24 protein-coding genes are annotated in these 26,544 nt (G+C 59.6%); 17 read left to right on the forward strand and 7 right to left on the reverse strand.

The window, feature by feature from the left end; all coding sequences use genetic code 11:
• Positions 1-87 precede the first annotated feature (87 nt).
• The 8 genes from ACGHU1_RS14220 (at position 88) to ACGHU1_RS14255 (ending at position 6,928) form a co-directional block, all read left to right on the forward strand.
• Positions 88-549 (forward strand): peptidylprolyl isomerase, encoded by a 462-nt coding sequence (locus ACGHU1_RS14220; RefSeq protein WP_390587991.1) that lies wholly within the window; start codon positions 88-90, stop codon positions 547-549.
• Positions 550-568: 19 nt separating this feature from the next.
• Positions 569-1,486: a hypothetical protein gene (locus tag ACGHU1_RS14225; RefSeq protein WP_390587993.1), complete on the forward strand. Its 918-nt coding sequence runs from the start codon at positions 569-571 to the stop codon at positions 1,484-1,486.
• Positions 1,479-1,946, forward strand: a complete 468-nt coding sequence (locus ACGHU1_RS14230; RefSeq protein WP_390587995.1) for a hypothetical protein — start codon at positions 1,479-1,481, stop codon at positions 1,944-1,946. Before ACGHU1_RS14225 ends, ACGHU1_RS14230 begins: the two co-directional genes overlap by 8 nt.
• Before the next feature lie 35 nt (positions 1,947-1,981).
• Entirely contained in the window at positions 1,982-3,325 is a 1,344-nt protein-coding gene (gene miaB / locus ACGHU1_RS14235) for a tRNA (N6-isopentenyl adenosine(37)-C2)-methylthiotransferase MiaB (RefSeq protein WP_390587997.1), read from the forward strand.
• Between the two features lie 128 nt (positions 3,326-3,453).
• On the forward strand, positions 3,454-4,497 hold the full coding sequence (locus ACGHU1_RS14240) for a PhoH family protein (RefSeq protein ID WP_390587998.1): 1,044 nt from the start codon (positions 3,454-3,456) through the stop codon (positions 4,495-4,497).
• Between the two features lie 2 nt (positions 4,498-4,499).
• Positions 4,500-4,985 carry an rRNA maturation RNase YbeY gene (gene ybeY / locus ACGHU1_RS14245; RefSeq protein ID WP_390588000.1) on the forward strand — a complete coding sequence of 162 codons (486 nt, stop codon included), beginning with the start codon at positions 4,500-4,502 and terminating at the stop codon, positions 4,983-4,985.
• A gap of 31 nt (positions 4,986-5,016) precedes the next feature.
• Positions 5,017-5,949 carry a hemolysin family protein gene (locus ACGHU1_RS14250; protein ID WP_390588002.1) on the forward strand — a complete coding sequence of 311 codons (933 nt, stop codon included), beginning with the start codon at positions 5,017-5,019 and terminating at the stop codon, positions 5,947-5,949.
• A 94-nt stretch (positions 5,950-6,043) separates the two neighbouring features.
• The gene (locus ACGHU1_RS14255; protein ID WP_390588003.1) at positions 6,044-6,928 is read left to right on the forward strand and encodes a LysR substrate-binding domain-containing protein; all 885 of its coding nucleotides are present in this window, start codon (positions 6,044-6,046) and stop codon (positions 6,926-6,928) included.
• A 10-nt stretch (positions 6,929-6,938) separates the two neighbouring features.
• Here ACGHU1_RS14255 and ACGHU1_RS14260 read toward each other — a convergent pair whose 3' ends face one another.
• The 7 genes from ACGHU1_RS14260 to ACGHU1_RS14290 form a co-directional block, all read right to left on the reverse strand.
• Complete coding sequence (locus tag ACGHU1_RS14260) at positions 6,939-7,859, reverse strand: lysophospholipid acyltransferase family protein (protein ID WP_390588005.1); 921 nt, start codon at positions 7,857-7,859, stop codon at positions 6,939-6,941.
• Positions 7,852-8,274 carry a Fur family transcriptional regulator gene (locus ACGHU1_RS14265; protein ID WP_390588007.1) on the reverse strand — a complete coding sequence of 141 codons (423 nt, stop codon included), beginning with the start codon at positions 8,272-8,274 and terminating at the stop codon, positions 7,852-7,854. The genes ACGHU1_RS14260 and ACGHU1_RS14265 overlap by 8 nt, the downstream gene beginning before the upstream one ends.
• A 153-nt stretch (positions 8,275-8,427) precedes the next feature.
• A complete protein-coding gene (locus tag ACGHU1_RS14270) occupies positions 8,428-8,859 on the reverse strand; it encodes a MucR family transcriptional regulator (protein WP_390588009.1) in 432 nt (143 codons plus the stop codon).
• 116 nt (positions 8,860-8,975) lie between these two features.
• Positions 8,976-9,455, reverse strand: a complete 480-nt coding sequence (locus tag ACGHU1_RS14275; protein ID WP_390588011.1) for a GNAT family N-acetyltransferase — start codon at positions 9,453-9,455, stop codon at positions 8,976-8,978.
• Positions 9,452-10,093, reverse strand: a complete 642-nt coding sequence (tsaB, locus tag ACGHU1_RS14280; protein ID WP_390588013.1) for a tRNA (adenosine(37)-N6)-threonylcarbamoyltransferase complex dimerization subunit type 1 TsaB — start codon at positions 10,091-10,093, stop codon at positions 9,452-9,454. Before tsaB ends, ACGHU1_RS14275 begins: the two co-directional genes overlap by 4 nt.
• A 61-nt stretch (positions 10,094-10,154) precedes the next feature.
• Positions 10,155-10,763 (reverse strand): malonic semialdehyde reductase, encoded by a 609-nt coding sequence (locus tag ACGHU1_RS14285; RefSeq protein WP_390588015.1) that lies wholly within the window; start codon positions 10,761-10,763, stop codon positions 10,155-10,157.
• Between the two features lie 26 nt (positions 10,764-10,789).
• Positions 10,790-11,371: a NifU family protein gene (locus tag ACGHU1_RS14290; RefSeq protein ID WP_390588017.1), complete on the reverse strand. Its 582-nt coding sequence runs from the start codon at positions 11,369-11,371 to the stop codon at positions 10,790-10,792.
• Positions 11,372-11,478: 107 nt separating this feature from the next.
• Between ACGHU1_RS14290 and ACGHU1_RS14295 the strand changes: the two genes are divergently transcribed.
• The 9 genes from ACGHU1_RS14295 to ACGHU1_RS14335 all read left to right on the forward strand — a co-directional run.
• Positions 11,479-14,487, forward strand: a complete 3,009-nt coding sequence (locus ACGHU1_RS14295) for a M16 family metallopeptidase (protein WP_390588019.1) — start codon at positions 11,479-11,481, stop codon at positions 14,485-14,487.
• A gap of 121 nt (positions 14,488-14,608) precedes the next feature.
• Entirely contained in the window at positions 14,609-15,982 is a 1,374-nt protein-coding gene (locus ACGHU1_RS14300; protein WP_390588021.1) for a class II 3-deoxy-7-phosphoheptulonate synthase, read from the forward strand.
• Between the two features lie 97 nt (positions 15,983-16,079).
• Positions 16,080-17,228 (forward strand): diguanylate cyclase, encoded by a 1,149-nt coding sequence (locus tag ACGHU1_RS14305; protein WP_390588023.1) that lies wholly within the window; start codon positions 16,080-16,082, stop codon positions 17,226-17,228.
• Between the two features lie 107 nt (positions 17,229-17,335).
• Positions 17,336-18,640: an ergothioneine biosynthesis protein EgtB gene (gene egtB / locus ACGHU1_RS14310; protein ID WP_390588024.1), complete on the forward strand. Its 1,305-nt coding sequence runs from the start codon at positions 17,336-17,338 to the stop codon at positions 18,638-18,640.
• 4 nt (positions 18,641-18,644) lie between these two features.
• Positions 18,645-19,631 (forward strand): L-histidine N(alpha)-methyltransferase, encoded by a 987-nt coding sequence (gene egtD / locus ACGHU1_RS14315; protein ID WP_390588025.1) that lies wholly within the window; start codon positions 18,645-18,647, stop codon positions 19,629-19,631.
• A 53-nt stretch (positions 19,632-19,684) separates the two neighbouring features.
• Positions 19,685-20,641 (forward strand): NAD(P)/FAD-dependent oxidoreductase, encoded by a 957-nt coding sequence (locus ACGHU1_RS14320; protein ID WP_390588026.1) that lies wholly within the window; start codon positions 19,685-19,687, stop codon positions 20,639-20,641.
• Positions 20,642-20,705: 64 nt separating this feature from the next.
• Entirely contained in the window at positions 20,706-21,479 is a 774-nt protein-coding gene (locus ACGHU1_RS14325) for an SDR family NAD(P)-dependent oxidoreductase (protein ID WP_390588027.1), read from the forward strand.
• 407 nt (positions 21,480-21,886) lie between these two features.
• Positions 21,887-23,719, forward strand: a complete 1,833-nt coding sequence (locus ACGHU1_RS14330) for a site-specific integrase (protein ID WP_390588028.1) — start codon at positions 21,887-21,889, stop codon at positions 23,717-23,719.
• A 609-nt stretch (positions 23,720-24,328) separates the two neighbouring features.
• On the forward strand, positions 24,329-26,544 hold a 2,216-nt coding region (locus ACGHU1_RS14335), incomplete at its 3' end, for a DUF4011 domain-containing protein (RefSeq protein ID WP_390588030.1).

Consider the following 26,544-nt stretch of genomic DNA (forward strand, 5'->3'; position numbering starts at 1 on the left):
CCGAAAAGCAAGGCGGGCTGTGATCTGGGCTGGTGACTCTCGCCGCCAAATCTTTATAGGGAGCCGCAAATACAAGGAGATTCAACAATGGCCGACACACTCACATTCACCCTCGACACCGGCGATGGCGCGACCAAGGACGTGGTTATCAAACTGCGCCCCGATCTTGCCCCCGGCCACGTCGAACGCATTACCGAACTGGTCGGCGAAGGCTTTTACGACGGCGTTGTGTTCCACCGCGTGATCCCCGGCTTCATGGCGCAGGGCGGCGATCCGACCGGCACCGGCATGGGCGGCAGTGACAAGCCTGACCTGAAAGCGGAATTTAATAGCGAACCGCACACTCGCGGCACCTGCTCGATGGCCCGTACACAGGTGCCGGACAGCGCGAACAGCCAGTTCTTTATCTGTTTTGACGATGCGGAATTCCTCGACGGGCAATACACCGTATGGGGCCAGGTCACCGAAGGCATGGACCACATCGACGCCCTGCCAAAGGGTGAGCCACCCGCACAGCCGGGCAAGATTGTGAAAGCCATTGTCTCCTGATCATCACAGGACTGGAAAGGTGACGCTGCGCCGCGCGCTGGCTGCGTTTTCGCTGCTGATATTGAGCGGCTGCGTCACCTATCCCGACATTACCCAATCGCGCTCCCCGTGCCGGTCTGAACCGGGCGGGTGGTGCGCATTTGTGCGCGATGCGGCGGTTGATGCCTATCCTTTCGCGATGGCCGCGACCAACGCTTACACCGGCGACGATGATCTTTACGGCAACCTTGGCCCTGCGCTGACCCAGCTGGACCGGCTGGAAATTGCCGAGGAAGATTCCGAAAAGGGGTTCGGCTACGAGGTATTCGAACAATTCGGCCCGCCCGGTGATCGCGGAGAGCGGCAACCGATTGCCCGCATAATGGCTTTTCGCGGGACCGATTTCGACGGGTTCAGCGATATCTTTTACGGCACGCTGCGCGATGATCAGGCCGACATCGCGATCCGGTATTTCAAAGCGGAAATGGCGCGCTGGGACGATGATGTTCCCTGGGTCGTGACCGGACATTCGCTTGGCGGGGCGCTCGCCACGGAAATTTCGATCAAGTATCCCGAAGTCGCCGCCTACATGTTCAACACCTCCCCGTTCTATCGCGGCGATGCGATGACGAATGACACGCGGCGCACGGTCTTTAACGAACGCGGCGAATTGCTCCGCCGCTTCTCCCGTTTCAGCGAAGCACCGGCAGCCGAAGAATATGTGATCAATTGCGCGCCCGAAGCGGGCCGGATTACCAAGCACAGGATCAGGCCGCTCGCCGATTGCCTCGCATGGATCGCCGCCTATGGCAGCGAGGATGCGGGCGCAGTGGTGGCGGCCAATGCGGTTTCCAAGCCAGAGGTAGAATGCGGCGAGGCGGATAAGCCGCACCCCGGTGTCAGCCACCGCCCGCTCGAACCGTGTGTCCATAGGTCGCGGCGCGAAAAGGATGACTAAGTCTGCGCTTCACCGCTCGCTGCACCAGCTTGCAGACGCTTTGAAGGACGCAGCAGAGCCTTGGTGGATAATCGGCAGCGCAGCGGTGGAATTGCACGGCGGTAACCCTGACACGATTTCCGATATCGACGTTCTGGTGTCGCGAAAGGATATCGATGCGCTTTATCGCCGCCTGCCGCTGACCGACACGCCCGATAACGGCAAAACCATGTTCCGTTCCGCGCGCTTTGGCTGGTGGTCAGAACCGGAGGTCGAGATTGAGTTCATGCACGGTCTGGAGGTTGAGGCGGACGGCAAATGGGAACCGGTCGAGCCTGAAACCAGACAGGCGGTCATGGTCGATCATCGAGAACTCTTCGTCCCGCACCGTGATGAGTTGATCGAAATTCTCACCCGGTTCGGGCGCGAGAAGGATTTGCGCCGTGCCGCCAGCCTCGCAAATGCGCACCGCACCGATTGATCCCGCCGCGCCTTCCCGCTAAACGCGCCGGCATCATGAAACCGACCGATACTCCTCCCAAGACCTACCGGGTCAAAAGCTTCGGCTGCCAGATGAACGTCTATGATGGCGAGCGTATGGGCGAATTGCTGAACGAAAAAGGTTTTAGCCAGGCGCCCGATGGTGAGGACGCCGATCTGGTGGTGCTGAATACCTGCCACATTCGCGAGAAGGCTGCGGAGAAAATCTACTCCGATATCGGCCGCCTGACCAAGGGTAAGACCCAGAAGAAAGCGCCGATGATCGCGGTTGCCGGCTGCGTTGCTCAGGCCGAGGGCGAAGAAATCATGTCGCGCGCGCCGTCCGTTTCGATGGTGGTAGGGCCGCAGGCCTATCACCGCCTGCCAGACATGTTGGACAAAGCGGTGAAGGGCGAGCGGGCAACCGATACCGACATGCCCGCAATCGCGAAATTCGATAGCCTGCCAGCGCGTAAAAAGCGGTTTCCGACCGCGTTTCTGACCGTGCAGGAAGGGTGCGATAAATTCTGCACTTACTGCGTGGTTCCGTACACGAGAGGCTCGGAAATCTCCCGTCCATTCGGCGATCTGGTCGATGAGGCAATGCGCATTGTCGACAATGGTGCGCGCGAAATCACGCTGCTGGGTCAGAACGTAAACGCGTGGAGCGGTGACGATGCAAAGGGCAGATCAATCGGGCTCGACGGCTTGATAAGAGAACTTGCCAAGATACCGGATTTGCACCGCATTCGTTATACGACAAGCCATCCGAATGACTTCACTCCCGGCCTTGTCGCGTGTCACGGTGAGGTGGAAAAACTGATGCCATACCTGCATCTGCCGGTGCAATCCGGCAATGACCGCGTGCTCAAAGCCATGAACCGCCAGCACACCGCCGAAAGCTATCTCAGGCTGCTGGAGGAAGTGCGAGCAGCGCGGCCCGACATCGCGCTGTCGGGTGATTTCATCGTTGGCTTTCCCGGAGAAACCGAGGCGGAGTTCAAAGACACCCTCAGCCTCGTCGATGAGGTTGGCTATGCGCAGGCATACAGCTTCAAATACTCGCCGCGTCCCGGCACGCCTGCTGCAACAATGGACAACCAGATCGCGAAGGAGGTCATGGATGACCGTCTTCAGCGCCTTCAAGAACGGTTGAACCGCAATCAAAAGGCTTTCAACGCGTCCAAGGCAGGGCAGAACTGCACCGTGCTGGTCGAGCGTAAGGGCAAATTTGAAAACCAGTGGCTCGGCAAATCGCCATGGCTGCAATCGGTCTGGTTCGAAGGCGATGTCACGATTGGCGATCTGGTCGAAGTGAACCTTGTCGAAGCTGGTCCCAATTCGCTTGAAGGGGCGCTGCGAGAGGTCGCGGCGATCTGAACCTTCGCATGACAAGTGCGTTACTTTCCACTGTTTGAGGAGTGTCACCAGCTTGCTTTGCGTATGTTTGCGCTTACCTTTCCGACTCAGAGCGGCGCGTCATGGTGCGCCGACATGAAAAGGAACCTATGGGCCGCAGACCAACCCGATCAGCCGATCCCAAGCGTGAGCCAAAGCTCTCGCCCGATCCCACACCCATTCGCGAATCGCGCCGTGCCAGCGTCGAAATCAGCTTTGATGACCAGTCGCTGCTCGGCCCGCTTTTCGGGCAATTTGACGCCAATCTGGTGCAGGTTGAGAACCGGCTGTCGGTAATGATCCATGCGCGCGGCGACAAGATCCTGATCGAAGGGCCGGAAGACAACGTCGCCAGAGCCCGCGATACCCTCAACACGATGTATGACCGTCTGGCCATGGGTCAGGATCTGGATGCTGGCGCCATCGAGGCGCTAATCGCGATGTCGAACGAGCCGACGCTGGAAGGCATTATCTCGGGCGAAAAAGATGCGCCGCCGATCATGATCCGCACGCGGCGCAAAACCATCGTGCCGCGCAGCGCGACGCAGGTGACTTACATGCGCAGCCTTGCGCGCGATGACATTATCTTTGCGCTTGGCCCGGCAGGGACGGGCAAAACCTACCTCGCTGTGGCGCAGGCCGTCAGCCAGCTCATCACCGGCAGCGTCCAGCGTCTGATCCTGTCGCGTCCAGCGGTGGAGGCAGGTGAAAAGCTCGGCTTTCTGCCCGGTGATATGAAAGACAAGGTCGATCCGTACCTCCGCCCGCTCTACGATGCGCTGTATGATTGTATGCCGCCCGAGCAGGTCGAGCGCCGCATCGAAAGCGGAGAGATCGAGATTGCGCCTATCGCGTTCATGCGCGGCCGCACGCTTGCCGATGCTTTCGTGATTCTGGACGAGGCGCAGAACACGACTAAGGAACAGATGAAAATGTTCCTTACCCGCTTTGGCCAGAACAGCCGGATGGTGATCTGCGGCGATCCGCGTCAGGTCGATATTCCGGGCGGCGACCGCATGAGCGGGTTGGCTGATGGTGTGGACAAGCTGGAAGGCATCGATGGTTTCGGTACAATCCGCTTTACCGCCGCAGATGTGGTGCGCCATCCGATTGTTGGCCGGATAGTCGAGGCGTACGAAGGGCCGACGCAGTAACCTTGCAGCTCGACATCGACATTAAGGGTTGGCCCGCTGGCAGGTGGAAGGCGCTTGCCGAAACAGCCGCCAATGCGGTGGCTGAGGGCGAACCTGCGCTGGATAACGCGCGGCTGATGGTCAGCGCGCTCTTCACCACCGATGGCGAGGTGCACGCCCTCAATCGCGAATGGCGAGAGCGGGACAAGCCGACCAATGTGCTCAGTTTTCCGATGCTTGAGCGAGACGAATTGCTCGATCTCGCATCCGAAGGCCCGCCGGTCATGCTTGGCGATATTGCGCTGGCTCATGAAACCTGCGCACGCGAAGCGCAGGAGAAGAGCGTCATTCTGGAGCACCACTGCGCGCATCTGATCGTTCACGGCCTGTTGCACCTTGCCGGGCACGATCATGTCCACTCGGACGACGAAGCTGAGGAAATGGAAGCCCTGGAAACGCGGATACTTGCAAAACTGGGTATTCCGGACCCATATGGGGACCGGACATGACAGGCGCACATATGAGGGCCACACGAAACTAATGCCCGATTCCCAATCCCCCGCCGGAGACGCGGAGAGTAGCAGCGGGCTTTGGCTCGCGATCAGAAAAATTCTCGGTGCCGGTGATGGCGATCGCAGTCTGCGTGCGCAGCTTGAAGAAGCCATCGACGAGCATGAAGATGAGAACGTCGGTGAGGCCGACAATCAGGACGGCGGCGGCAATGGCGACCTTTCCCCGGTTGAACGCCAGATGCTGCGCAACCTGCTGCATTTCAGCGAACATGACGCCGATGACGTGGCCGTTCCGCGCGGCGAGATTGTCGGTGTGGATGCCTCGACAAGCTGGAAAGAACTGGTCGAGGTGTTCAGCGAAAACGGCCATTCACGCCTGCCTGTCTACCGCGACAAGCTGGATGATGTGATCGGCATGATCCATATCAAGGACGTGTTCCCCTTCCTCGCCAATGGCAAACAGCCCCCGCGTGACTGGACGGTGCTGATGCGCCAACCGCTTTACGTGCCGCAATCGCGCGGCGCGCTGGATGTGCTGGCCGATATGCGTGCGCGCCGGGTGCATCTGGCGATTGTTCTCGACGAATTTTCAGGCACGGACGGGATCATCACGATTGAAGATCTGGTCGAGGAGATCGTCGGCGAAATCGAAGATGAGCATGACGAAACGCCCGAGGCGCTGATCGTGCCGATTGGTGACGGGATGTGGGACTGCGATGCCCGCGCTGAACTGGACGATGTGGCAAAAACTGTGGACCCGCACCTCGCGGAAGTGGAAGAATCGGTCGATACTCTTGGCGGATTGACCTTTGTTCTGGCAGAGCAGGTACCACCGGTCGGCGCGATTGTGGAACATCCCAGCGGCTGGCGAATTGAGGTAACAGCGGCGGACGAAACCCACGTCAAACGTCTGCGTCTGCACGCACCGTGCCCTCCTGAAGCTGCGAGTGAATTGCAATAAACGCACAAAATTCACTTTTTTTCGGTTCGTCCTTCGATTTTTTGCATCCTTTATTTTGGTAACGCGTATCTTCTCGCGAAGAGGAGAATGTCTGATGCCATCACGCCGTTTGCCACCCCTGCGCGCATTGGAAGCGTTCATGCGTACGGTCCGTCTCGGATCGGCCCGCGCTGCGGCTGAGGAGATCGGGCTTAGCCCGTCGGCATTGTCGCGCCGCATCACCAATCTGGAAGAATTTGTCGGGAAAAAACTGTTCACCCGCGCCCGCCAGTCGATGCAGCTGACAGATGAAGGGCAGGCGTTTTACGAGGCGGTGAACCCGCATCTGGAATCGCTGACCCGCGCGGTTGAAAGTCAGTCTGACAATATATCGCTGCTGCGTCTGCGCCTCGGCGTGTTGCCGCTGTTCGGCAGCCAGCGCCTGTTCCCGCGCCTCGCAGAGCTGCGCAAGCGGCATCCGCTGCTTCACATTGATATCGACACCGGCCCGCATCTTGAGGACCGGGTGGGCGATACTCTGGACGCGGCGATCATTCTGTCGCGCGGCCCCGCATCAGGGCTGCATGCGGTCAGGCTCGACCACAATCTGGTCCACGCCATCTGTAGCAAGGATATTGCGCGCACCGTCGGGGATGAAATCACGCCGGAAAGCCTCGCGCGTCAGACATTCCTGATCCACAACGAACTGCCTGAAAGCTTTACTGCGTGGAAAAAAGCGCATGGCCTGGAGAACATGGAGGCCGCCGCTATCGACCACTACGATTCGGGCCTTCTCATGCTGGAAGCGGCTGCGCAGGGTCTGGGCATTGCGATTATGCATGATGACCACATGCGCCGCGCGGCTGACAACCGCCTGACCCATCTTTCGAACGAGAGCGTGGAAAGCCCATACAGCTATTGGTTCGTGTGCAAGCCAACCGCATTGGAAGCCCGCCCTGTGCGTCTGTTCCATGACTGGCTGGTAAGGGCCGGGCTTTAGAGCTGTTGCCTTACAGCTCGGTTTCGCTGGGCACTTCGGGACCGCGGCTGGCGACATAGCGGATGGGCGGCACATCGTGCGCAAACTGCCTCACCGGCTTGCCCAGCGCTTCGCATAGCGCCTCTTCGATACGGCGGCGCGCCTCTGCACCGATAGCTTTGCGTCCGCGAAAATCGGCGGGGCTGAACGGTTCGAGGAAGTGCACTTTCAGCGGAAATGTCCCTTTGCGCGCCAGGACGCGTTTGGCGTTGTTCAGGCCGCCTTCCTCACCGATCCAGCCAATCCATTCGGCAACCGATCCGTAATCGAGCAGCACCGGCTGCACCATCACACCGGGCGGTGGCGGCTCCAGCACGCTGAGCATACTGGTTTTGAACGGCAACAGCGATTGGCCGTCTGTGGTCGTCCCTTCGGGAAAGACAGTGACAGCCCAGTTGTCAGCCAGCGCCTCTTTAAGGGCATTGATTTGCTCTGCGACGCCGAGCCGGTGTTCGCGTTTCACAAACACGGTGCGATTGAGCGACGCGAGCCATCCGACAAGCGGTGCGCTGGCAAGTTCCGCCTTTGACACAAATGCTGTCCCGCTGGCCCCTGCCAGAGACAGGATGTCGAGCCATGAAACATGGTTGGCGACATAAAAGACATCGCGTTTCAGGTGAGTGCCGTGCGTCTCCACCTTCGCACCCGAGATGCGCGCGGCATAACGCAGGAAGAGCATGGGGAAGGGCGAGCCGTAGGCGAAAATGCGGTAAATGTAGTGCAGCGGCACGAACACCAGCATCAATATCGCAAGGCAGGTCGCCCGCACCGTGATGCGCAGCCAGCCGCCTGCGGATAACGGGGTATCCTCTCCCCTTGCAGCGGCGATGCGCAAATCCCAGACTTTCTCGCTAGACCCGTCCACGCCGTATTCGACCGGATCGTCAGTCATCGCGCGAAAGCCTGACGCCGTACAGTTCCATCCGGTGATCGACCAAACGGTAGCCGAGTTTTTCCGCGATCTGACGCTGCAGCGATTCCACTTCGGGATCGACGAACTCGACCACCTTGCCGGTTTCGACATCGATCAGATGATCGTGATGCGCCTCTGGCACGGGTTCATAGCGGGACCGGCCATCGCCGAAATCGTGCCGGTCGAGGATGCCGGCCTCTTCAAACAGCCTGACGGTGCGGTAAACGGTCGCGATGGAGATTTTCGGATCGACCGCAGAGGCGCGCTCGTGCAGCAGCTCGACATCGGGATGGTCATCGCTTTCAGACAGCACTTTTGCGATCACCCGGCGCTGCTCGGTAATCCGCAGACCCTTTTCAGCGCACAATTGCTCAAGATCGATCTTCTGGTTCAACTATCACTCCGTCGCCAGTCACGCCGCATTACATCGCGTATCACAGCCTGAAAAGAAAGCACCCCGCCTCTTAGACGAGACGGGGTGACTTTCTCAAGTTGGCTTGGCATCGCCTGCCCACAGCCATTGCTGCAGATGCAGGCGACCGCCGGCCTATTTCTTGCGGCCGCGTCCACTGCCCGGCTTCCTGCCGAGACCGATTTTCTTGGCCAGATCGCGCCGCGTTTCCGCATAATTTGGGGCAACCAGCGGATAATCCGCGGGCAGCTCCCAGCGCGCCTTGTATTCTTCCGGAGACATGCCGTGCTCTGTTGAAAGGTGCCGTTTGAGCATCTTCATTTTCTTGCCGCAATCGAGACAGACGATGTGATCTTTCTTGATCGAGGAGCGAATCGTCACTGCCGGTTCTGGCCGCGGTTCGTCCGCCGAATTATCATCACCCAGATTGGACAGCGCCGAATACACATTCGTGATCAAAGCCGGCACGTCTTCTACTGTCACGTTGTTATTGCTTACATGTGCTGCAACAATATCGCTGGTCAAAGTGATCAGCGTCTCTTTCATTTCGATTTCCAAGTCGTCCATGAGAGTTCCTCAATTACATTGTATTTCAGGATATTGTTTCCTGATTGGGCGGTCATGAATGAAGGTCAGGGGCAATGCAAGTCCATCGAATAATTGTCACATCCAAAGATACATTATTACATAGTCGGAAGGTTGCAGCCAAATGTAATGGCATCGATGCGGCTTCCATCATTTAGCTGGTAATAGTTGGGCCGTTCGCCAATTGGTTCGAAACCGAACTTGCGGTACAAATGGACCGCCGGGTTGCCGCGGCGCATTTCGAGGAAGATGCGCGCGGTGCTGCGGGACCGTGCCGACGGGATGAGGTGCTGGATCAACGCCGCGCCAAGCCCGCGCCCGCGATGTTCCGGCCTCACCGCGATCAGCAGCAATTCCTCTTCATCGGCGGCATGGCGGGTCATTACGAACCCGGCAGCCTGATCGCAGGTGCCGCAGGTGAGCAATCCGCCAGCTTGATCGACAACCAGCGCATGTGTGCTGGGCATGGCCAGCGCATCGGAAACCTGCCTGCGATTCCACGCTTCGCCGAAAGCCGGATCGAAAGCGGCTTCCATCACGGCCATTATATGATCGACGATGGAGGGGGCTGCGTTCATTTTACGCGGCGCTCTTTTTGCGGAACGGCATCTGCGCCGCGCCCGTAAATCGGTGTCATGTCTTTCGTAAGAGCATCGGATGGCAGGCGCAGACATTCGCGCGCATCGGGCAGACATTCGCGGATTTCGCGCTCTTGCGGCCCCAACAATTCGCCCAGCTCAGCCGCTCTGTTTCCTGCGATCACATCATGCGCGCCGCGTCTGGCGGCCATCTCGGGCGTGAGGGAGGCGAGGGGGCCAACCGGCTCTCCGGCTGCGGAGAAATCGGCCACGAACCATTCGCCGTGTCCGCCATTCATGCACACTGTAACAGGCGCTGCGTCTGCGCCCCGCGCCATGGCTGCGATGAGGGCGAGGGTCGGATAGCCAAACACCTCGCTCTGCCACGCCACGCCCAGGGCGCGGGCCGCGGCGATCCCGATCCTGACGCCCGTAAAACTGCCCGGACCTAGCGAGACAAGGATACGACCTGCGCGACCTTTATCAGGCAAATCGGCGATCATCGGCACGAGCCGTTCGGCATGTCCACGCCCGAGCACGCGGTGATCGTTCGCGATCAGGGTGCCACTTTCGAACAGGGCAATCGAACACGCCTCTGTCGCGGTGTCTATCGCCAGTGTCCGGTCCAACATGCTCATAGGGAGGCACTGCCTCAGCTTGTGCCGCCCTGCAAGTCAGAGATTCAGATCGAACGGCAAATCAAACGATGGAGTTGAATTTGCCAAATTCCGGCCGCGGGCTGCGGTCGAATATCGTTTCAGGGTCGCCGTATCCCACCGAGCAGATAAAGTTGACGCGGTGGCGCGGATTGTCGCCAAAGAATGTAGAGTTGACCTTGTCCGCGTCAAAGCCCGACATAGGGCCGCAATCGAGACCGACTGCGCGCGCGGCGAGGATGAGGTAGGCGCCCTGCAATGCGGAATTGCGGAATGCCCCTTCCTTGCGGCCTTCTTCGTCACCTTCGAACCAGCTTTTGGCATCGGTGTGGGGGAAGAGCCACGGCAGCTCTTCGTGGAAATCGATGTCATAACCGATAACGGCAGTGACAGGTGCTGCCTTGATCTTGTCCTGATTGCCTTCGGAAGCGCACTCGGAGAGTTTGGCTTTTTCTTCTTCGGACTTCACCCAGACGATGCGCGCAGGCTGCATGTTGGCAGATGTCGGGGCCATTTTGAGAAGGTCCCAGATGGCATGGAGCTGTTCGTCCGACACATCTTTATCCAGCCAGCCATTATAGGTGCGGGCATCATTGAAAAGCTGGCCGAGTGCTTCGTCGGACAGGGTGTGGTCGTGATATTGCTTTGTCATGAAAGTCCTTGAGTTCGGTGAGGGAGCTAAGCTGCTCTCACTTCAACGACTTCGGGCACATAATGTTTCAGCAGGCTTTCGATCCCCTGTTTCAGGGTTGCAGTGCTGGACGGACAGCCGGCACACGCCCCTTGCAGGGTGAGGTAAACGACGCCGTCGGAAAAGCCGCGATAGGCGATATCGCCGCCATCCCCGGCAACCGCAGGGCGGACGCGGGTTTCAAGCAATTCGTTGATCGCCGCGACGGTCTCTGCGTCTTCCTCGCGGTCCTCGACCACGAGCGTGTCGGTTTCCGACGGAACGTTGATCCCATCCGCGCTGCCGCCTGAAAACAGCGGTGCCTCCGAAACAAAATGGTCGAGCAGGATCGAGACGACCTGCGGTTTAAGCGCCGACCACTGCGAACCGGGGGCGGCTGTGACCGTCACAAAGTCCCAGCCGAAAAAGACGTTCACAACCTCGCCCGTGTCGAAAATCGCCTGTGCCAGCGGGCTGGCCTCTGCCGCTTCGGGCGAGGCGAATTCGCGCGTGCCGCTGGGCATGACGGTCTGGCCGGGCATGAATTTCAGGCTCGACGGGTTGGGTGTGGTTTCGGTTTCAATAAACATGAGTTCTAAATAGGGCACGCGGGACCTTGCGACAAGCAAGCTTTGCTATGCGATTTGTCACCATACATTCACTATCCCTTCATGGCTTGCGCTCCTATAGTACGGCCATGAACGTATTTTTCCGGGTCGCAGCCACCGTAACGCTTGTCGCTGCGCCATTCGCTCTCCTGTCTCCCGCCGCCGCTCAGGATGTGGCCGTAGCCGACGCAGCTGCTGTTCCGTCCATACCTGAACCGCGCGCGCTTCAGACCGGGGATGAAATTCCGTGGCTTTACGAAGGCAGCGATGTCCCGGTTGATGAACAATGGCTGTTCGGCAAGATGGACAATGGCCTGCGCTATGCCGTGCGCCGCAACGGGGTTCCGCCGAAACAGATGTCGATCCGCGTGCGGGTGGATGCAGGCTCGATGCACGAACGCGATTGGGAACAGGGGTACGCCCACCTCCTGGAACACCTGTTGTTCCGCGAAAGCAAATATCTGGGTCAAGCCGAAGCGATCGGCGCATGGCAGCGGCTGGGTGCGACGTTTGGCAGCGATGCCAACGCGGAAACCAGCCCGACGCATACCGCGTACAAACTCGACATTCCCGATATCAATCAGGCGAAACTGTCCGAAAGTTTCCGTCTGCTGTCGGGTATGATCCGCGAACCCGTTCTCAGTGATGAAAACGTTGCGGCGGAACGTCCGATTGTGCTTGCCGAGAAACGCGAACGCGGCGGCGCTTCGGAACGGGTGGCCGATCTTACACGGCGCACATTTTTTGCCGGGCAGCGCCTTTCGATCCGCAACCCAATCGGGACGGTGGAAACCTTGCAGGGCGCGGACGGTCCAAAGGTTCAGGAATTTTACGACCGCTGGTATCGCCCTGAAAACACCGTGATCGTGGTCGCAGGCGATGCCGATCCGCGCGTTCTCGCAGGACTTGTCGAACAATGGTTTGGCGATTGGGAGGGCACTGGCGAAGCGGCCGTTGCACCCGATTTTGGCGATCCTGTCGCCCCCGAAGGAACCGTAACAGCGGCGGGCAGCGGCTGGCCGATTGGCGAGCTTGCTGTCGGCGTCGAACCCGATCTTCCGCGCAGCCTGACATATGCGGTGATGCGTCCGTGGCGCAAAGTCGATGATACTATCGTTTACAACGAAGGGTTGCTGCTGGATGCGGTGGCGCAGGCGCTGATCAACCGCCGACTGGAACAGCGCGCCCGCGCAGGTGGATCATACCTTTATGCGCAGGTCCAGCAGGACGACATTTCCCGCTCAACCGATGCGACATTCGTTACCTTTGCGCCGCTGACCGATGACTGGGAGGCTGCGCTTGCCGATGTGCGCAGCGTCATTCAGGACGCGATCAACAATCCGCCAACGCAGGAGGAGATCGACCGTGAAGCCGCCGAATTCGACGTGGTGTTCGCAAATCAGGTCGAACAGGCGAGCGTGGAGGCGGGTAGCCGTCTTGCCGACAATTTAGTCAACGCGGTCGACATACGAGAGACGGTCGCTTCTTCGCAGACCGTGCTCGATGTGTTTCGCGGGATGAAAGACCGCTTGGTCCCCGAAGAAGTGCTGGAGCGCACGCAAAAGCTGTTTGAAGGCGACGTCGTGCGGTCCGTCTATGTGACGCCTGCAATCGGAGAAGCTGATCCCGAAAACCTGAAACTCGCCCTCGCGAGTGAAGTTGACGAGGACGGGTCCGCCCGGCTTGCTGCGCAAACAATCTCCTTTGATGAATTGCCCCCAATCGGGGAGCCGGGGACCATCGTGGCGGAAAAACCGCTCGGCGTGCTCGAAGTGGAGCAGGTCGATTTTGCCAACGGGGTGAAGGCGCTTTTGTGGTCGAACAATGCAGAGCCGGGACGCGTCACCGTCAGGGTGCGTTTCGGCGCTGGGTATCGCGGTTTCGATGAAAGCACCGCCGTCTACGCGCCGCTGGGCGAAGTGGCGCTGGTGGGATCAGGCCTTGGCGAACTGGGCCAGAACGAGATTGACCGGCTGGCCACCGGGCGCAAGCTCGGCTTTGACTTCGCGATTGAAGACGCGGTGTTTACTTTCACCGCGCAGACCCGGTCATCGGATGTCGCCGATCAGTTGTATTTGTTTGCCGCAAAGCTGGGCATGCCTCGCTGGGACCCTGATCCCGTAATCCGCGCCAAGGCTGCTGGGAAGCTTGCTTACAGCACGTTTGCCACCAGTCCGGGCGGTATCCTGAACCGTGACCTTGAATATCTCTCGACCGACAAAGACCCCCGGTTTGCCACGCCAAGCCCGGAAATGCTCGAAACCGTTACGCCCGAAGGTTTCCGCGCCGCGTGGGAGCCTTTGTTGAGGCAGGGGCCGGTAGAGGTGCTGGTCTTCGGCGAATTCGACCGCGAAGAGATTGTTGAAAAACTGCGCACGACATTCGGCGCGCTTCCTCCGGCTCAGCCGATCCCGGCAGAGATCGCAGCGCGCGTCCCGTCTTTCCCGGAAGTTGATGGCACGGCGACCGTGCTGAAACATCGCGGCGATGCCAATCAGGCAGCGGCGGTGATTTCCTGGCCAAGCGGCGGCGGCATGGACAGCATCCGCGAATCGCGGCAGCTTGAAATCCTCACCCAGCTGTTCAGCAACCGGCTGCTGGATGCGCTGCGCGAGCGTGCCGGGGCAAGCTATGCTCCGCAGGCGTTTTCGAAATGGCCGACCGATATTCCCACCGGCGGGCGCATCACCGCTCTCGCCCAGCTAGAACCGGACTTCGTGCCGATCTTCTTTGCCGAGGCGGACCGTATCGCAAAGGATCTGGCGACCAACCCGCCCACGGCGGACGAACTGGAACGCGTAACCGAACCGCTAGGCCAGCTGATCCGGCGTGCCTCGACTGGCAACCAGTTCTGGCTGTATAATCTGGAAGGGGCGACCACCGATCCAAAGCGCGCTGAAATGCTCCGCACGCTGCTGGTAGATTTCTCCCAGACCAGTCCGCAGATCATGCAATTCCTGGCAGACCGATATTTCGGGCAGCGCACGCCAATGAAGATTGCGATCATCCCGGAAGGGCAGGAATTGGCAGAAGCGCCTGAAGTGCCAGTGACATATTCCGCCCCGGCGGCGGTCAAACCCGAGGTTGTCGGACGCTGACAGTGACCGGTGCGATCAGTGTGAGCGCGAAATAATGTTGTCGCAAACACCTTTCGCGCTTTACAGATAGTATGCGCCCAATATAGCGGCGCGCTCTCAATTCAGATCAGAAGAATACGAAATGGCTCAAAACTGGAAACCGGATAGCTGGAAGTCTCACGAAGCGCGGCATTTGCCGCACTACGAAGATGCAGCCGAACTCGCAGAGGCGGAGGCGACGCTGTCGAACTATCCGCCGCTGGTGTTCGCCGGGGAAGCTCGCGCGCTTAAAGCCGACCTTGCCGATGTCGCCAACGGTAAAGCGTTCCTTCTGCAAGGGGGCGATTGCGCGGAAAGTTTCGCCGAATTCCATCCGAACAACATCCGCGACACGTTCCGTGTATTGTTGCAGATGGCAGTCGTCCTGACCTTTGCGAGCAAGCGCCCGGTGGTGAAGGTTGGCCGCATGGCTGGCCAGTTTGCAAAACCGCGCTCCGCCGCGACAGAGACGATCGGCGACATGACGCTGCCGAGCTATTTTGGTGACAACATCAACGGCATCGATTTCGACCCTGTGCAGCGCCGCAATGATCCCAATCGCATGGTGCGCGCCTATAGTCAGGCCGCAGCCACGCTGAACCTGCTACGCGCGTTTGCGGGCGGCGGCTATGCCAACCTGCAACAGGTCCACCAGTGGACGCTCGATTTCATGGGCCGCACGCCGTGGACCGACAAGTTTTCCGAGATGGCAGACCGCATCGGCGAATCCCTCGATTTCATGGAAGCCTGCGGGATCGATCCAGCAACCGTGCCGCAGCTGCAAGGCACCAGCTTTTACACCAGCCACGAAGGGTTGCTGCTCCCTTACGAAGAGGCGCTGACACGGCAGGATTCGCTGACCGGCGATTGGTACGCGACCAGCGCACATATGCTCTGGATCGGGGACCGCACACGCTTCCCCGGCAGCGCGCATATCGAATGGGCGAGGGGTATCGGCAATCCGCTCGGCATGAAATGCGGCCCGTCGCTGCAGCCGGACGATCTTATCCGGCTGCTTGATCAGCTCAACCCGAAACGGGAAGCAGGGCGAATGACCCTGATCAGCCGGTTCGGCCATGAAAAGGTTGAAGACGGCCTGCCCAAACTGGTCCGCGCCGTTGAACGCGAAGGGCATCAGGTCGTGTGGAGCTGTGATCCGATGCACGGCAATGTGGTCAAATCGGACACGGGCTTCAAAACACGCCCGTTTGACCGCATTCTGACAGAGGTGAAGGGATTTTTCGCTGTCCACCGCGCAGAAGGCACGCATCCCGGCGGCATCCATATCGAGATGACCGGACAGGACGTGACCGAATGCGTCGGCGGCGCGGTCGCGATCACCGAAGAGCGTCTGGGCGACCGGTATCACACGCATTGCGATCCGCGCCTCAATGCAGAACAATCACTGGAGCTGGCGTTCCTCATTGCCGAAACGCTGAATTCGGAGATAAATCAGGAGCAGGCGAACGCGGCCTGACCGCCAGAAACTGGCGGTAATTCAGGCACCTATAGGTGTTTTAACCCATGCTCGCGGTGCGCTTGGTTAATGCCCGTCAACTTAAAGCGTGGCCACCATGTTTGGCGGCCTATTCCATACTAACGCAAACGCGCCCGTGCTTTCCCCGGCTCCCTTCGACCCCGGCGGGACGGCCGTCGGTTACGAGGTCGTCCATACATTCGGCCCCGATATCCTGCTGCTGACATGCGCGATGCTGTTGTTGCTGATGATCGCCAGCATGGTCGCAGTCTATCTTTCGCGGCGTGAGGCCCAGTTTATCGCAGGGCTGGCCCGCACCCGTGCGCTGCGCCTCGAACAATTGATGCGCACGGTGTCACTGGCCGAGGAAATCTCCGGGCTTGGCATCTGGCAGTATGATCCGGCGACCGGCACGCAGCAATGGTCGAACGGCCTGCGCCGTCTGTTTGGCGTTGCCGGAACTGCGCCGTTTGTCGACGGAGATGTCGAAACGCTGCTGTTTGCAAACAATGTTGACCTGACCGGCGCGGTAAACGAACGGCTCGCAGAGCAGGAACCGTATGCGCTGCGCTTTGACATTTACGGGTTTGATGGCTGCCCCCGCTCGCTTTGCGTGGAGGCCTGCAATCTGCGCGACCGGCATGGTAAACCGGCAAGGGTAGTCGCCGTCGTCAGCGATGTAACCGAACAGATCGAGCATGTGCGTGAGCTGGAGTTTTCGCGCGCCGCTGCTGTTCGCGAGGCCACCGCGGCGAGGCAGCTTGCCGATACAGACCCGCTAACTGGGCTGGCTAACCGGCGGCGCATGATGCGGCAGCTCGATAACCTGATTGTTGGTGCACGGCGCAGCAAACAGGATCTGGCGCTGATCGTCTTCGATATCGATCACTTCAAATCGGTGAACGACACATACGGCCATCTCGAAGGCGACCGCATGCTCAAGGAAATAGCCCGGTTGGCGCAATATCAGGCCCGCGATGGTGATGTGATCGCCCGTGTCGGAGGCGAAGAGTTCGTCTGGATCGTGCCCGCCGCAAACGAAACCGCCGTGCGCGCGATGTCCGAACGCCTACGCAAATGCGTCGCGAATGAAAGCGGGACGGATAAAGTGCCTGCTGTCACTATTAGCGCAGGTATTGCATCTTTGATGGCGGGAGATACCTCGTTATCGCTGTTCGCCCGCGCAGACAGCGCTTTATACGAAGCGAAAAATTCGGGCCGCAACCGGGTGAGTCTGGCTGCCTGAACCGGCTGCCCGGCGCGCTTCACACGCTGGCGTGACTGGCCGGATCGGCGATAACCTCTCCCCAAGCCTTTCAATTGTCTTATCTTTGCGCCATGGAAGCTCATCAGATGGCGTTAATCACGTCGATGGAGACGGAGAAGGCAGTGCCTCAGATTGAGCGGCACGAGCGCGCAGATAACCCGGATGGCGAGACGCTGCCCGCTGATTTCAAACGAACGCGCGCGCTATCAGAGGCGCTGGTCGAGCCGCTAAGCGATGCCGATGCGACGATCCAGTCGATGGAGGATGCCTCCCCGTCAAAATGGCATCTGGCGCACACGACATGGTTCTGGGAAACGTTCCTGCTGCGCGATCATGCGCCTGGATACAGCCTGTTCAATGAGCAATACCCGTTCCTTTTCAATTCGTATTACGAGGCTGAGGGCGAACGGATTGGCCGTTTCTCACGCGGGATGTTATCGCGCCCCACTCTAGAGCAAATTCTCGAATGGCGCGCGGCTGTCGATGCAGCGATGGAGCCGTTGCTCTCCCGTTCTGATCTTGCCGATCTGATCGCTTTGGGCGTGGCGCATGAACAGCAGCACATCGAATTGCTGATGACCGATATCAAACATGCGCTGTTCCAGAACCCGACCGGTCCGGCGATGTTTGGCGGCGCGCCAGAGCCTGCGATGTCGTCTGGCAGTCAGGAGGATGCGTGGCACTCGCATCCCGGCGGCGTGGCGCTGGTCGGGGCGGATGATCTCGGTTTTTCGTTCGATAATGAAGGGTCGCGGCACCGCGTCCTGCTCGAACCCTTTGCAATCGCACGGCGTCTGGTGACGAACCGGCATTGGGATGAATTTATCGCCGATGGCGGATACCAAACCGCCGCGCTGTGGCTGTCGGATGGCTGGGCATGGGTGAAATCGAACCGTGTCGATGCGCCGCTGTATTGGCGCGGGGATGAGGCGTTTTCCCATCAGGGCTGGCATCCCCGCGACCCGGACGCGCCGGTCACGCACATCTCGTATTACGAGGCGGATGCTTTTGCGACATGGGCAGGCGCGCGGCTTCCCACGGAATTCGAGTGGGAGGCAGTTGCACGCGGACAAGAAGGCGAAATGCCTGCGCATGATCCGCTTGCCGGAAATCAGTTAAGCAGCGCACAACCGCCTTCGCCATGCGGGGGAGAATCGCTGTTTGGCGATTGCTGGCAGTTCACGCGCTCAGCCTATCTGCCATACCCGCGCTTTCAACCGGCGGCGGGCGCGGTGGGCGAATACAATGGCAAATTCATGAGCGGTCAGTTCGTGCTGAAAGGCGCCAGCTGCGCGACCGTTCGCGGTCATTCGCGCGCCTCCTACCGCAATTTCTTCTATCCCCATCAACGCTGGCAATTCACCGGCCTGCGGCTCGCAAAGGACCTTTAGGATAATGACGACCCAAGAAGGGCTGAAGCTGGTCGAACGCGATGAGACAGGCGTTGATACTGCATTCAGGGCGGACGTTCTCGAAGGATTGTCGCACGAACAAAAAGCGATCCCTGCGCGCTGGCTGTATGACGATGCGGGATCACAGCTGTTTGAGGATATCACCCAGCTGCCCGAATATTACCCGACCCGCGCCGAAACGCAGATCCTTAGCGATCAGGCCGATGATTTTGCCGAGATGATCGGACCGGGACGCGCCGTGGTTGAATTTGGCTCGGGCAGTTCTGTCAAAACTCCGCTGCTTTTGTCGGCCATCGATCCTGCCGCCTATGTCCCGCTGGATATCTCGGGCGATTTCCTGCGGGCATCGGCAGCAGAGCTTTCGGCAAAATTTCCCGGCCTGCCTGTCCATCCGGTAGAGGCGGATTTCATGCGCAAGGTCGAGCTGCCGGGCGAAGTCGCAGACATGCCCAAGCTGGGGTTTTTCCCCGGTTCGACCATCGGCAATATGATCGCCCGCACCGCGGTCGACCTGCTGCGCAATATGCGAGAGACGCTGGGCCTTGGCGCGCGGCTGCTGATCGGGATGGACCTTATCAAGGATGAGGATGTTCTGGTCGCCGCCTATGATGATGCGGCAGGCGTGACGGCAGAGTTCAATTACAACCTTGTCCGCCGTATCAACCGCGAACTTGACGGGAATATCCTGCTGGATGCGCTGGTCCACGAGGCCCGCTGGAACGATGAATTTGCGCGGGTGGAAATGCACCTTGTCGCGCAGCGCGATTTCAATTTTTCGGTATGCGACAAGGCGTTTTCGATGAACGCGGGCGAGACGATCCACACCGAAAACAGTCACAAATTTAATCGCCGCACATCCAACATGCTGCTGCTGGCGGCGGGATGGGAACCGCAGGCCCGCTGGCTTGATACAGAGGGCCGTTTTTCGGTGATGCTAGCCGAGGTAAAGCCGCCGCGCAGCGCGCCGTAAAAACGCTTCGCGGGAAACCTGAAACTTCACGCTATTCCGCGCGTTGGGCGCATATGGGATTACATCAGACGCACATTTGCATCATCGGTGCAGGTATGGCCGGACTTGCCTGCGCGACTCGTCTTGCGGAGGCGGGCCGACCTATCGCGATACTGGATAAAGGGCGCGGGCCGGGCGGGCGCATGTCCACCCGCCGCACCGAAATCGACGGCGAGACCGTTTCGTTCGATCACGGCGCACAATACTTTACGGCCCGAGATCCCGGTTTCATGGCTGCGGTGAAAGAGTGGGAATCAATGGGTGTCGCCGCGCCATGGCCCGCCGCCGGGCCGGATGCCTATGTCGGCATCCCCGGCATGAACGGCCCCATTCGCGGTATGGCGCACAGCCGAAATGTCCACTGGGCCATCCGCGCCGAACGCATTGAGCGCACGGATGCAGGCTGGATTGTTCACGCCGGTGACGAACAGTTCGAGGCGAAAACTGTCCTCGTCGCCATCCCGGCAGAGCAGGCGGCCGTGCTGCTTGAACCTGTCGCGCCGGAATTCGCCAGCGTCGCGGCGAAAGTCACCTCTGCCCCGTGCTGGGCAGTGATGGCCGGTTTCGCGGACACCATCGGCATCGATTCTGACACTGTGCGAAGCAAGGACGCACCGATTTCCTGGGCGGCGCGCAATTCGGCGAAACCTTCCCGCGCGGGCGAGGAATGCTGGGTCATCCACGCCAGTGCGCAGCGCAGCCGCGAATTGATCGATCTGCCAAAGGAAGAGGCGGCCAGCGTGCTGCTGGCAGACTTTTTCGAGCAAACCGGCACCGATCCGATCGAGCCGATCCATCTGGCCGCGCATCGCTGGCTATATTCCATGGCCGAGGCGGTAGAGGGCGAACCGGCGCGGTACGATTCGGCGAAACAGATCGGCATTGCAGGCGATTACCTGCATTCTCCGCGCGTCGAGGGGGCCTGGTTATCCGGTGTCAGCCTCGCTGAAAAAGTGCTCTCTCCCACATAACAGCTAGTGGACCCGCGGCGCCGGGCGACCTTATCCCGCTCCTCTCAAATTTGGGAGATGAGTGATGCAGAACCTGTTCGATCTGTCGGGAAAAACCGCTGTTGTTACCGGCGCAGGGCGCGGGATTGGTGAAGGGATCGCCGTCTTGCTGGCCGAAGCGGGAGCCAACGTAGTGTGCGCAGCGCGCTCCGCCGATCAGATTGAGCACACGGCCGAATTGATCAACGCCAGCAATCACGGCGGACGGGCCATCACGCAGACAACTGACGTGTCCAAAGCGGAGGATATGAACGCGCTCGCCGCGCGCGCGGTCGATGAATTCGGCAGGCTTGATATCTGGGTCAACAATGCCGGCGGATCGCTGGTATCGGCGCCGCTCGCTGAACTGGACCCGGCAGAATGGGACCAGACGCTGGCCGTTAATCTGTCGTCCGTATTTTATAGCGTGCAGGCCGCTGTCCCGCATCTGGGGGAGGGCAGCGCCATCGTAAACATCTCCTCGCTCGCAGGCGTGGAGCCCTTTCCCGGAAGCGCGCATTACAGCGCGGCGAAGGCCGGTGTGAACATGCTCACGCGCACTTTGTCGATGGAACTGGGGCCGAAAACGCGGGTCAATTCGATCCTGCCGGGCTTTGTGCCAACCGACACGGTGAAAAAGGCGCTGAATATGAAGGACGAAGATTTCGGCCCGCTGCTCGAACAGCTGGCGCTGCCCGCAGGCCGCTTGGGCACTCCGCGCGATATTGCCGCCATGGTGCTGTATCTTGTCGCGCCGTCGAGCGAATGGGTTACGGGCCAATGCCTCCAGGCATCGGGCAAGCCGTCATCGGGTAGTTGAGTTGTCCGAAAATATCTGGCTGGGGTGGCAGGATTGTCCGACGGACGGCTTTGCCACCGAACCTGCATGTCGCTGCGCGAGCAGGTTCGATCCTGTGACAGCTTGTCCGAAAATATCTGGCTGGGGTGGCAGGAACCCCAGACGGAAATCGCCCAAGTGTCTGAAAATCCACGTTTCCCATTCCAGCCCGGCCGCGGCTTACCACGGCAGGGTGCCACGGAAGGGGACCACGACAAATGTGTGGCATTCAGAACGTCACCCGCAAGCAGGGCACGTATTATTACCGTAAACTCATACGTTTAGGAGCTGATAAGCCTTTTCGGCTACGCCTCTCGCTCAAGACAACCAGCCGCAGGCGCGCTGCCTTGCTCGCGCCCGCGCTGACCTTGATTTGCGAGAGGGTCGCGATGAACATGATGAGCAAAATGGCGCGCGACGGACTGACCGGTGCGCAGCGGGCCGAAATCTACCGGCGCCAGATACTGGTCGAACGCGACCGTCTCGAGGCGATGCATGCCAGCCTCCATATTCTTCCACCCGATGACCATGAGGACATAGGCAAAGCGCTGACACTGCGCCTCGGTGCCAGCGAAATGGCCGCACAAGACGGCGCGATGCAGGGCAAGGTCGAGGACTTCCTCGTTGCCCGGATCGATCCCGACAATGACGATGAGCCCATCGTTATCGTAGCCTGGTCCGACTTGGCAGCCTCGATCGAACACGAGGGCGCCGAAGATGCCGCGGTGGCGAGGCTGGCCGAAATTGGCCTGGAGCAATCGGCGCTGCGCGAGGCCATGGCGCGCAAGGTCGTCAACGAAGCGCGCATTGTAGCGATTCGCGAGTTCCGGGAGCTGCTGGCAAACCCGGGTGCGGCGTATGCCCCGGTGCCCATCGCCGAATACGAGCCCGCTCCGCAATACCCGGCGGTGCCAATGGCGCCCGTTGCACCTGCTCCCGCACAGCCAGCCGTCGCTGGTCCCTGGGCGACCATGACGCCTACCGAGGCGGTCGAGGAATTCTTCGCGCAAAATCCGCGCACAGGCGGTGCGGATGGGACCGAGAGCCGAAGCGGTGAGAAGCCGTGGACCGCGAAAACTCGCGAGCAATTTCGCCTGCCGGCCCAGTTTCTGCAAGAGGTAATGGGCAGCAGACCACTGGCGCAAGTTACCCAGAAAGACTTGGTAGAGCTGAATCGCTGCTTCCAGAAATTGCATGGGCCCACGTTCCGGAAATCGAAGCGGCAACGCGAGATGACGATCCAGGAGATCGTGGCTGAATACGCGGACAAGCTCGCCAAGGACAAAGTAGCGGCGAACCGCGATGCTGAGCGTAAATCAAGCAAAACCGACGCTGGAGAGGCGGCTCAATACCTCACCAAGGATGACCTCGGCCTCAACGCCATCACCACCAACCGCCACTGGGGATTTTTGCGGCAACTGACAGACTGGTTCCGCGATTATCATCCCTTGGCCAAACTCGATTATGGAGCATTCATCGTGAAAGATGGTCGCAATCAGCGCAGCCTGCGCTCAGCATATACCACCGCGCAGGGTGAAGAACTCTTCAATCTGCCCCCTTGGACCGGTGCTAAGTCGCATTTGAAGCGCATGGAGCCCGGCGATCTGCTCGTGCACGATGCCTGGTATTGGGTGCCGCTGATCGCCTGGTATTCCGGCATGCGCCGCGACGAAATCTGCGGAATGGAAGTTGGCGACGTCGTCGAAGAGCACGGCGTCTGGCTCTTCCTCATCCGCGACAACGAAACGCGCAGGATCAAGACCATCAGCTCCGAACGAAAGTTGCCAGTCGCCGACGAACTGATACGGCTCGGTCTGCCAGCCTATGTTGCTGCTTTGCGCGATGCTGGTGAAACGCTGCTGTTTCCCGAGCTGGCTGCGGAGAGCGGAAAGGGCACCATGGGCGACGCTTACTACAAGCGCATCTGGACCAAGATAGCCAAGGCATTGCCTTTCGTATCTGGCGGTCAGGGCATCCATGCATTTCGCCATACGGCGATCAACTCCCTGAAGGGTGCGAAAATCTCAGAGGCGGTCGCTGCAGACTTTGCAGGTCACGCGCTCGAAGGGGAAACGCAGGGGCGCTATTCGAAGGATCACATTCCGCTGCTGAAGGAAGCCGTAGATGCGATCCCGGTGGTGACGAAGCCCCTCAAGCCATTCGATACGACACTGCTGCCGGACCGCCTGCGAAGGCCGCGTGCAGCGCGCAAAGCCGCCTAGCTCGAAACTGAAATTGAATCACAAGGGGCGGTGCGTCCTCGCGCCGCCCGTATGGAGGCCGCATGATTTTCTATCACTACACGACCCGGGATGCGATCGAGTCGATACAGCGTGAGGGTCTCACCAGGGGTGAGGCGCCCTTGAGCGATACCCGTGTGGTAAACGCGATCAATCTCACCACAGACAAGGACCCTAGCGGACATGGATTGGATGCTGGTGGCAAGGTAGTCACCGAGGAGCAGTCCTCACTCTGGCGCACGAAGGGAATACACGTCCCGGCGGGGACCGTTTTTGCCAATAAGCGAGAGGCGCGCATAACGCTGAAGCTCCCGTCTTCCGACCCAAAACTGAAGCGCTGGAGGTCGTGGTCTCGAAAGAATTGCGATCCTGGCTATCCAGATCGCCTTGAGAGAGCTGCCGGCGCCAATTCGAAGAAGGCGAAAACGTGGTGGCTATATTTCGGTGTTGTTCCGCCTGAAAGCTTCTTGGACGTCGAAATACTCGTCCCCGCATCAAGCGCGTAGATTTTGCTCACCGCCATGACCGACCCTGCTTGCTTTATGATGCGATAAGTCAATAGTTTGGCGACACAGGTTGGGGAGAATCAGATTGAACATCGAAGCCAGTCCGCAGGTGCGTAAGCTTTTTGACGAAACGCGACGTCGCCTCGTGGAGACTGGGACCCGCAACCGGCTGGTGCACGTCAACAGAGCCAACACCCGCGGCGCGGTCGTGAACATCATCAATGAACGCTCGGATGACGTTTACGCCATCCTTGCGAGCGGCAAGACAATGCGCTTTCGCCCCCTTGGCAAAGACAAACACGAGCAGGGTGAAATTCTGCTCGCGGATGATACAGGCGATGACGAAACCTTCGACGAGGACCGCTACACCGACAACCTTCTTGAAAGCCCGCTAGGGCCAGATGCGCTTGCGAAAAAGCTCCTGAAGATCGCGCGAGATGCGCGCACTGCCGAGGAGGAGCAAGGGGTAAACATCCTCTACCTGGCCCTCGGCTTCGTCACCTGGTTTGAAGATGAGAAATCCGACATTCGTCGAGAGGCGCCCCTTGTCCTGCTACCGGTGGAGCTTGTCCGCAACCAGCGCACCTCAACCTATGACATTCGCATGCGCGGTGAGGATCTCATTACGAACCTTCCGCTTCAGCAGCGGTGGCAGGACGATTTCGGGTTGGTTCTTCCCGAACTTGAAGTCGGCGAGGACTGGCAGCCATCGCAATACTTCGATCAGGTCGAGGAGATTGTCGATGAACGTGATCGCTGGGAGATCGACCGTGATGCCATTCAATTGGGCTTCTTCTCGTTCTCGAAACTGCTCATGTATCGTGACCTCGATATCGATGTATGGCCAGACAGCGCGCTGGAATGCCACAAGCTCGTCAAAGGCCTTCTTTATGAGGGTTTCGAGGGAGGCGACGACGCAATTTTTGGCGAAGAGGACAAGCTTGATGATGTTCTGCCGCCTGAAAAGATCTTTCACGTTGTCGACGCTGATGCGAGCCAGGCTCGGGTAATCGAAGAGGCCCGGTCTGGCCGTAACCTTGTCGTGCAGGGGCCACCGGGCACGGGCAAGAGCCAGACCATCGCCAACATCATCGCAGCTGCCGCGCAGGAGGGCAAAACCGTCTTGTTCGTGGCCGAGAAGATGGCCGCACTGGAGGTCGTGCACGATCGGTTAGTGAAAGTCGGCTTGGCAGACATCTGTCTTGAATTGCATTCCCGTAGCGCGAACAAACGCCAGGTGCTTGAGGAGCTGAAGCGAACCCTCAACGCAGGTGCCGCCGTGCCTGCAATTCCCGCAAGGCCAGAAGCGCTGCAGCATAGCCGAGACAAGCTCAACGCCATCGCCCAGGCTCTCCATTCGCCGATCGGCGATACAGGCGAAACGGCGTTCGGGATGCTGGGCCGCCAAGCGCGCTTCATGGGCTTGAAAGCGCCTCCGCCAACTTTCGCTGCAGACGGCCTGGCTGAAATGGATCGCGCTACCGAAAGCAAAGCGGTGGATGCACTCAAGCTTTATGGTGGCGCACTGAAGGAGGCTGGCGATCCAGCCAAACATCCGTTCCGGTCAGTAACCGTGACGCAGCTTCAGCCGGTCGATCAGGCAAGATTGCGGCCGATGCTGGATGAGGCGCGGGAAGCGGTAACGGCCCTTGATAACGCCCTCAATGTCGCTCTGGATTCTCTCGGGTTGGCTGAAGGCGGCTGGTTCGACTTGGTCGCGCCGGTCGAAGAACTCCTGCGTGCGCTTTCCGGTTTGAACGAGGGCGAAGGCAATCTTGCCAAAGAGCTCCTGCAATGCCGCGATATGGACCGCCTGTCTCAAGCCCTCGCATCTGGGCGCCGGTGGCGCGAAGAACGCGATGCGGCCAGTGCTTACTTTATCGATCACGCCTTCACGGTTGATTTGGCGCACCTTCGTGCACCGCTTATCGCAGGGACAAGATCATTCTTCGCTCGCTGGGGCAGTGCCTACCGCAATGCGTCGCGTGAACTTGCGGGTTTGCTAACTGATCAGTTGCCGAAATCCGCCGATGAGCGTGTGGAGCTGGTGGATAGCCTGTTGCAAGTCTCCCGCCTGCGCAACGAATGGGGCCAAGAGGAGGAATTTTGTCGGACTACGCTTGGCGAAAACTGGCGTGGCGAGCGGACCGATTGGGAGGGCATTGAGGCTGTCCAGGCATGGGCCGCGCGAGTGTCGTTAGCCAACGCCGATCTTGATGCCGAACCGGATTTCCTCGTTTCCACTGCTGTAGCCAGGGAGCGCGAAAACTGGGCCGATAAGATCAAACAGTTGGCGGGCCC

The sequence above is a fragment of the Erythrobacter sp. MTPC3 genome (genome assembly GCF_042854385.1).
In the GTDB taxonomy this organism is placed as follows: domain Bacteria; phylum Pseudomonadota; class Alphaproteobacteria; order Sphingomonadales; family Sphingomonadaceae; genus Erythrobacter.

Coding starts and splice junctions, on each gene's coding strand:
- tsaB (WP_390588013.1), bottom strand. CDS start 10,093: ATGAGCATGTTGGACCGGACACTGGCGATAGACACCGCGACAGAGGCG.
- ACGHU1_RS14330 (WP_390588028.1), top strand. CDS start 21,887: ATGAACATGATGAGCAAAATGGCGCGCGACGGACTGACCGGTGCGCAG.
- ACGHU1_RS14255 (WP_390588003.1), top strand. CDS start 6,044: ATGCCATCACGCCGTTTGCCACCCCTGCGCGCATTGGAAGCGTTCATG.
- ACGHU1_RS14240 (WP_390587998.1), top strand. CDS start 3,454: ATGGGCCGCAGACCAACCCGATCAGCCGATCCCAAGCGTGAGCCAAAG.
- egtD (WP_390588025.1), top strand. CDS start 18,645: ATGACGACCCAAGAAGGGCTGAAGCTGGTCGAACGCGATGAGACAGGC.
- ACGHU1_RS14300 (WP_390588021.1), top strand. CDS start 14,609: ATGGCTCAAAACTGGAAACCGGATAGCTGGAAGTCTCACGAAGCGCGG.
- ACGHU1_RS14270 (WP_390588009.1), bottom strand. CDS start 8,859: ATGGACGACTTGGAAATCGAAATGAAAGAGACGCTGATCACTTTGACC.
- ACGHU1_RS14285 (WP_390588015.1), bottom strand. CDS start 10,763: ATGACAAAGCAATATCACGACCACACCCTGTCCGACGAAGCACTCGGC.
- ACGHU1_RS14290 (WP_390588017.1), bottom strand. CDS start 11,371: ATGTTTATTGAAACCGAAACCACACCCAACCCGTCGAGCCTGAAATTC.
- ACGHU1_RS14230 (WP_390587995.1), top strand. CDS start 1,479: ATGACTAAGTCTGCGCTTCACCGCTCGCTGCACCAGCTTGCAGACGCT.
- ACGHU1_RS14220 (WP_390587991.1), top strand. CDS start 88: ATGGCCGACACACTCACATTCACCCTCGACACCGGCGATGGCGCGACC.
- ACGHU1_RS14275 (WP_390588011.1), bottom strand. CDS start 9,455: ATGAACGCAGCCCCCTCCATCGTCGATCATATAATGGCCGTGATGGAA.
- miaB (WP_390587997.1), top strand. CDS start 1,982: ATGAAACCGACCGATACTCCTCCCAAGACCTACCGGGTCAAAAGCTTC.
- ACGHU1_RS14260 (WP_390588005.1), bottom strand. CDS start 7,859: ATGACTGACGATCCGGTCGAATACGGCGTGGACGGGTCTAGCGAGAAA.
- ACGHU1_RS14305 (WP_390588023.1), top strand. CDS start 16,080: ATGTTTGGCGGCCTATTCCATACTAACGCAAACGCGCCCGTGCTTTCC.
- ACGHU1_RS14250 (WP_390588002.1), top strand. CDS start 5,017: ATGCCCGATTCCCAATCCCCCGCCGGAGACGCGGAGAGTAGCAGCGGG.
- ACGHU1_RS14325 (WP_390588027.1), top strand. CDS start 20,706: ATGCAGAACCTGTTCGATCTGTCGGGAAAAACCGCTGTTGTTACCGGC.
- egtB (WP_390588024.1), top strand. CDS start 17,336: ATGGCGTTAATCACGTCGATGGAGACGGAGAAGGCAGTGCCTCAGATT.
- ACGHU1_RS14320 (WP_390588026.1), top strand. CDS start 19,685: ATGGGATTACATCAGACGCACATTTGCATCATCGGTGCAGGTATGGCC.
- ACGHU1_RS14295 (WP_390588019.1), top strand. CDS start 11,479: ATGAACGTATTTTTCCGGGTCGCAGCCACCGTAACGCTTGTCGCTGCG.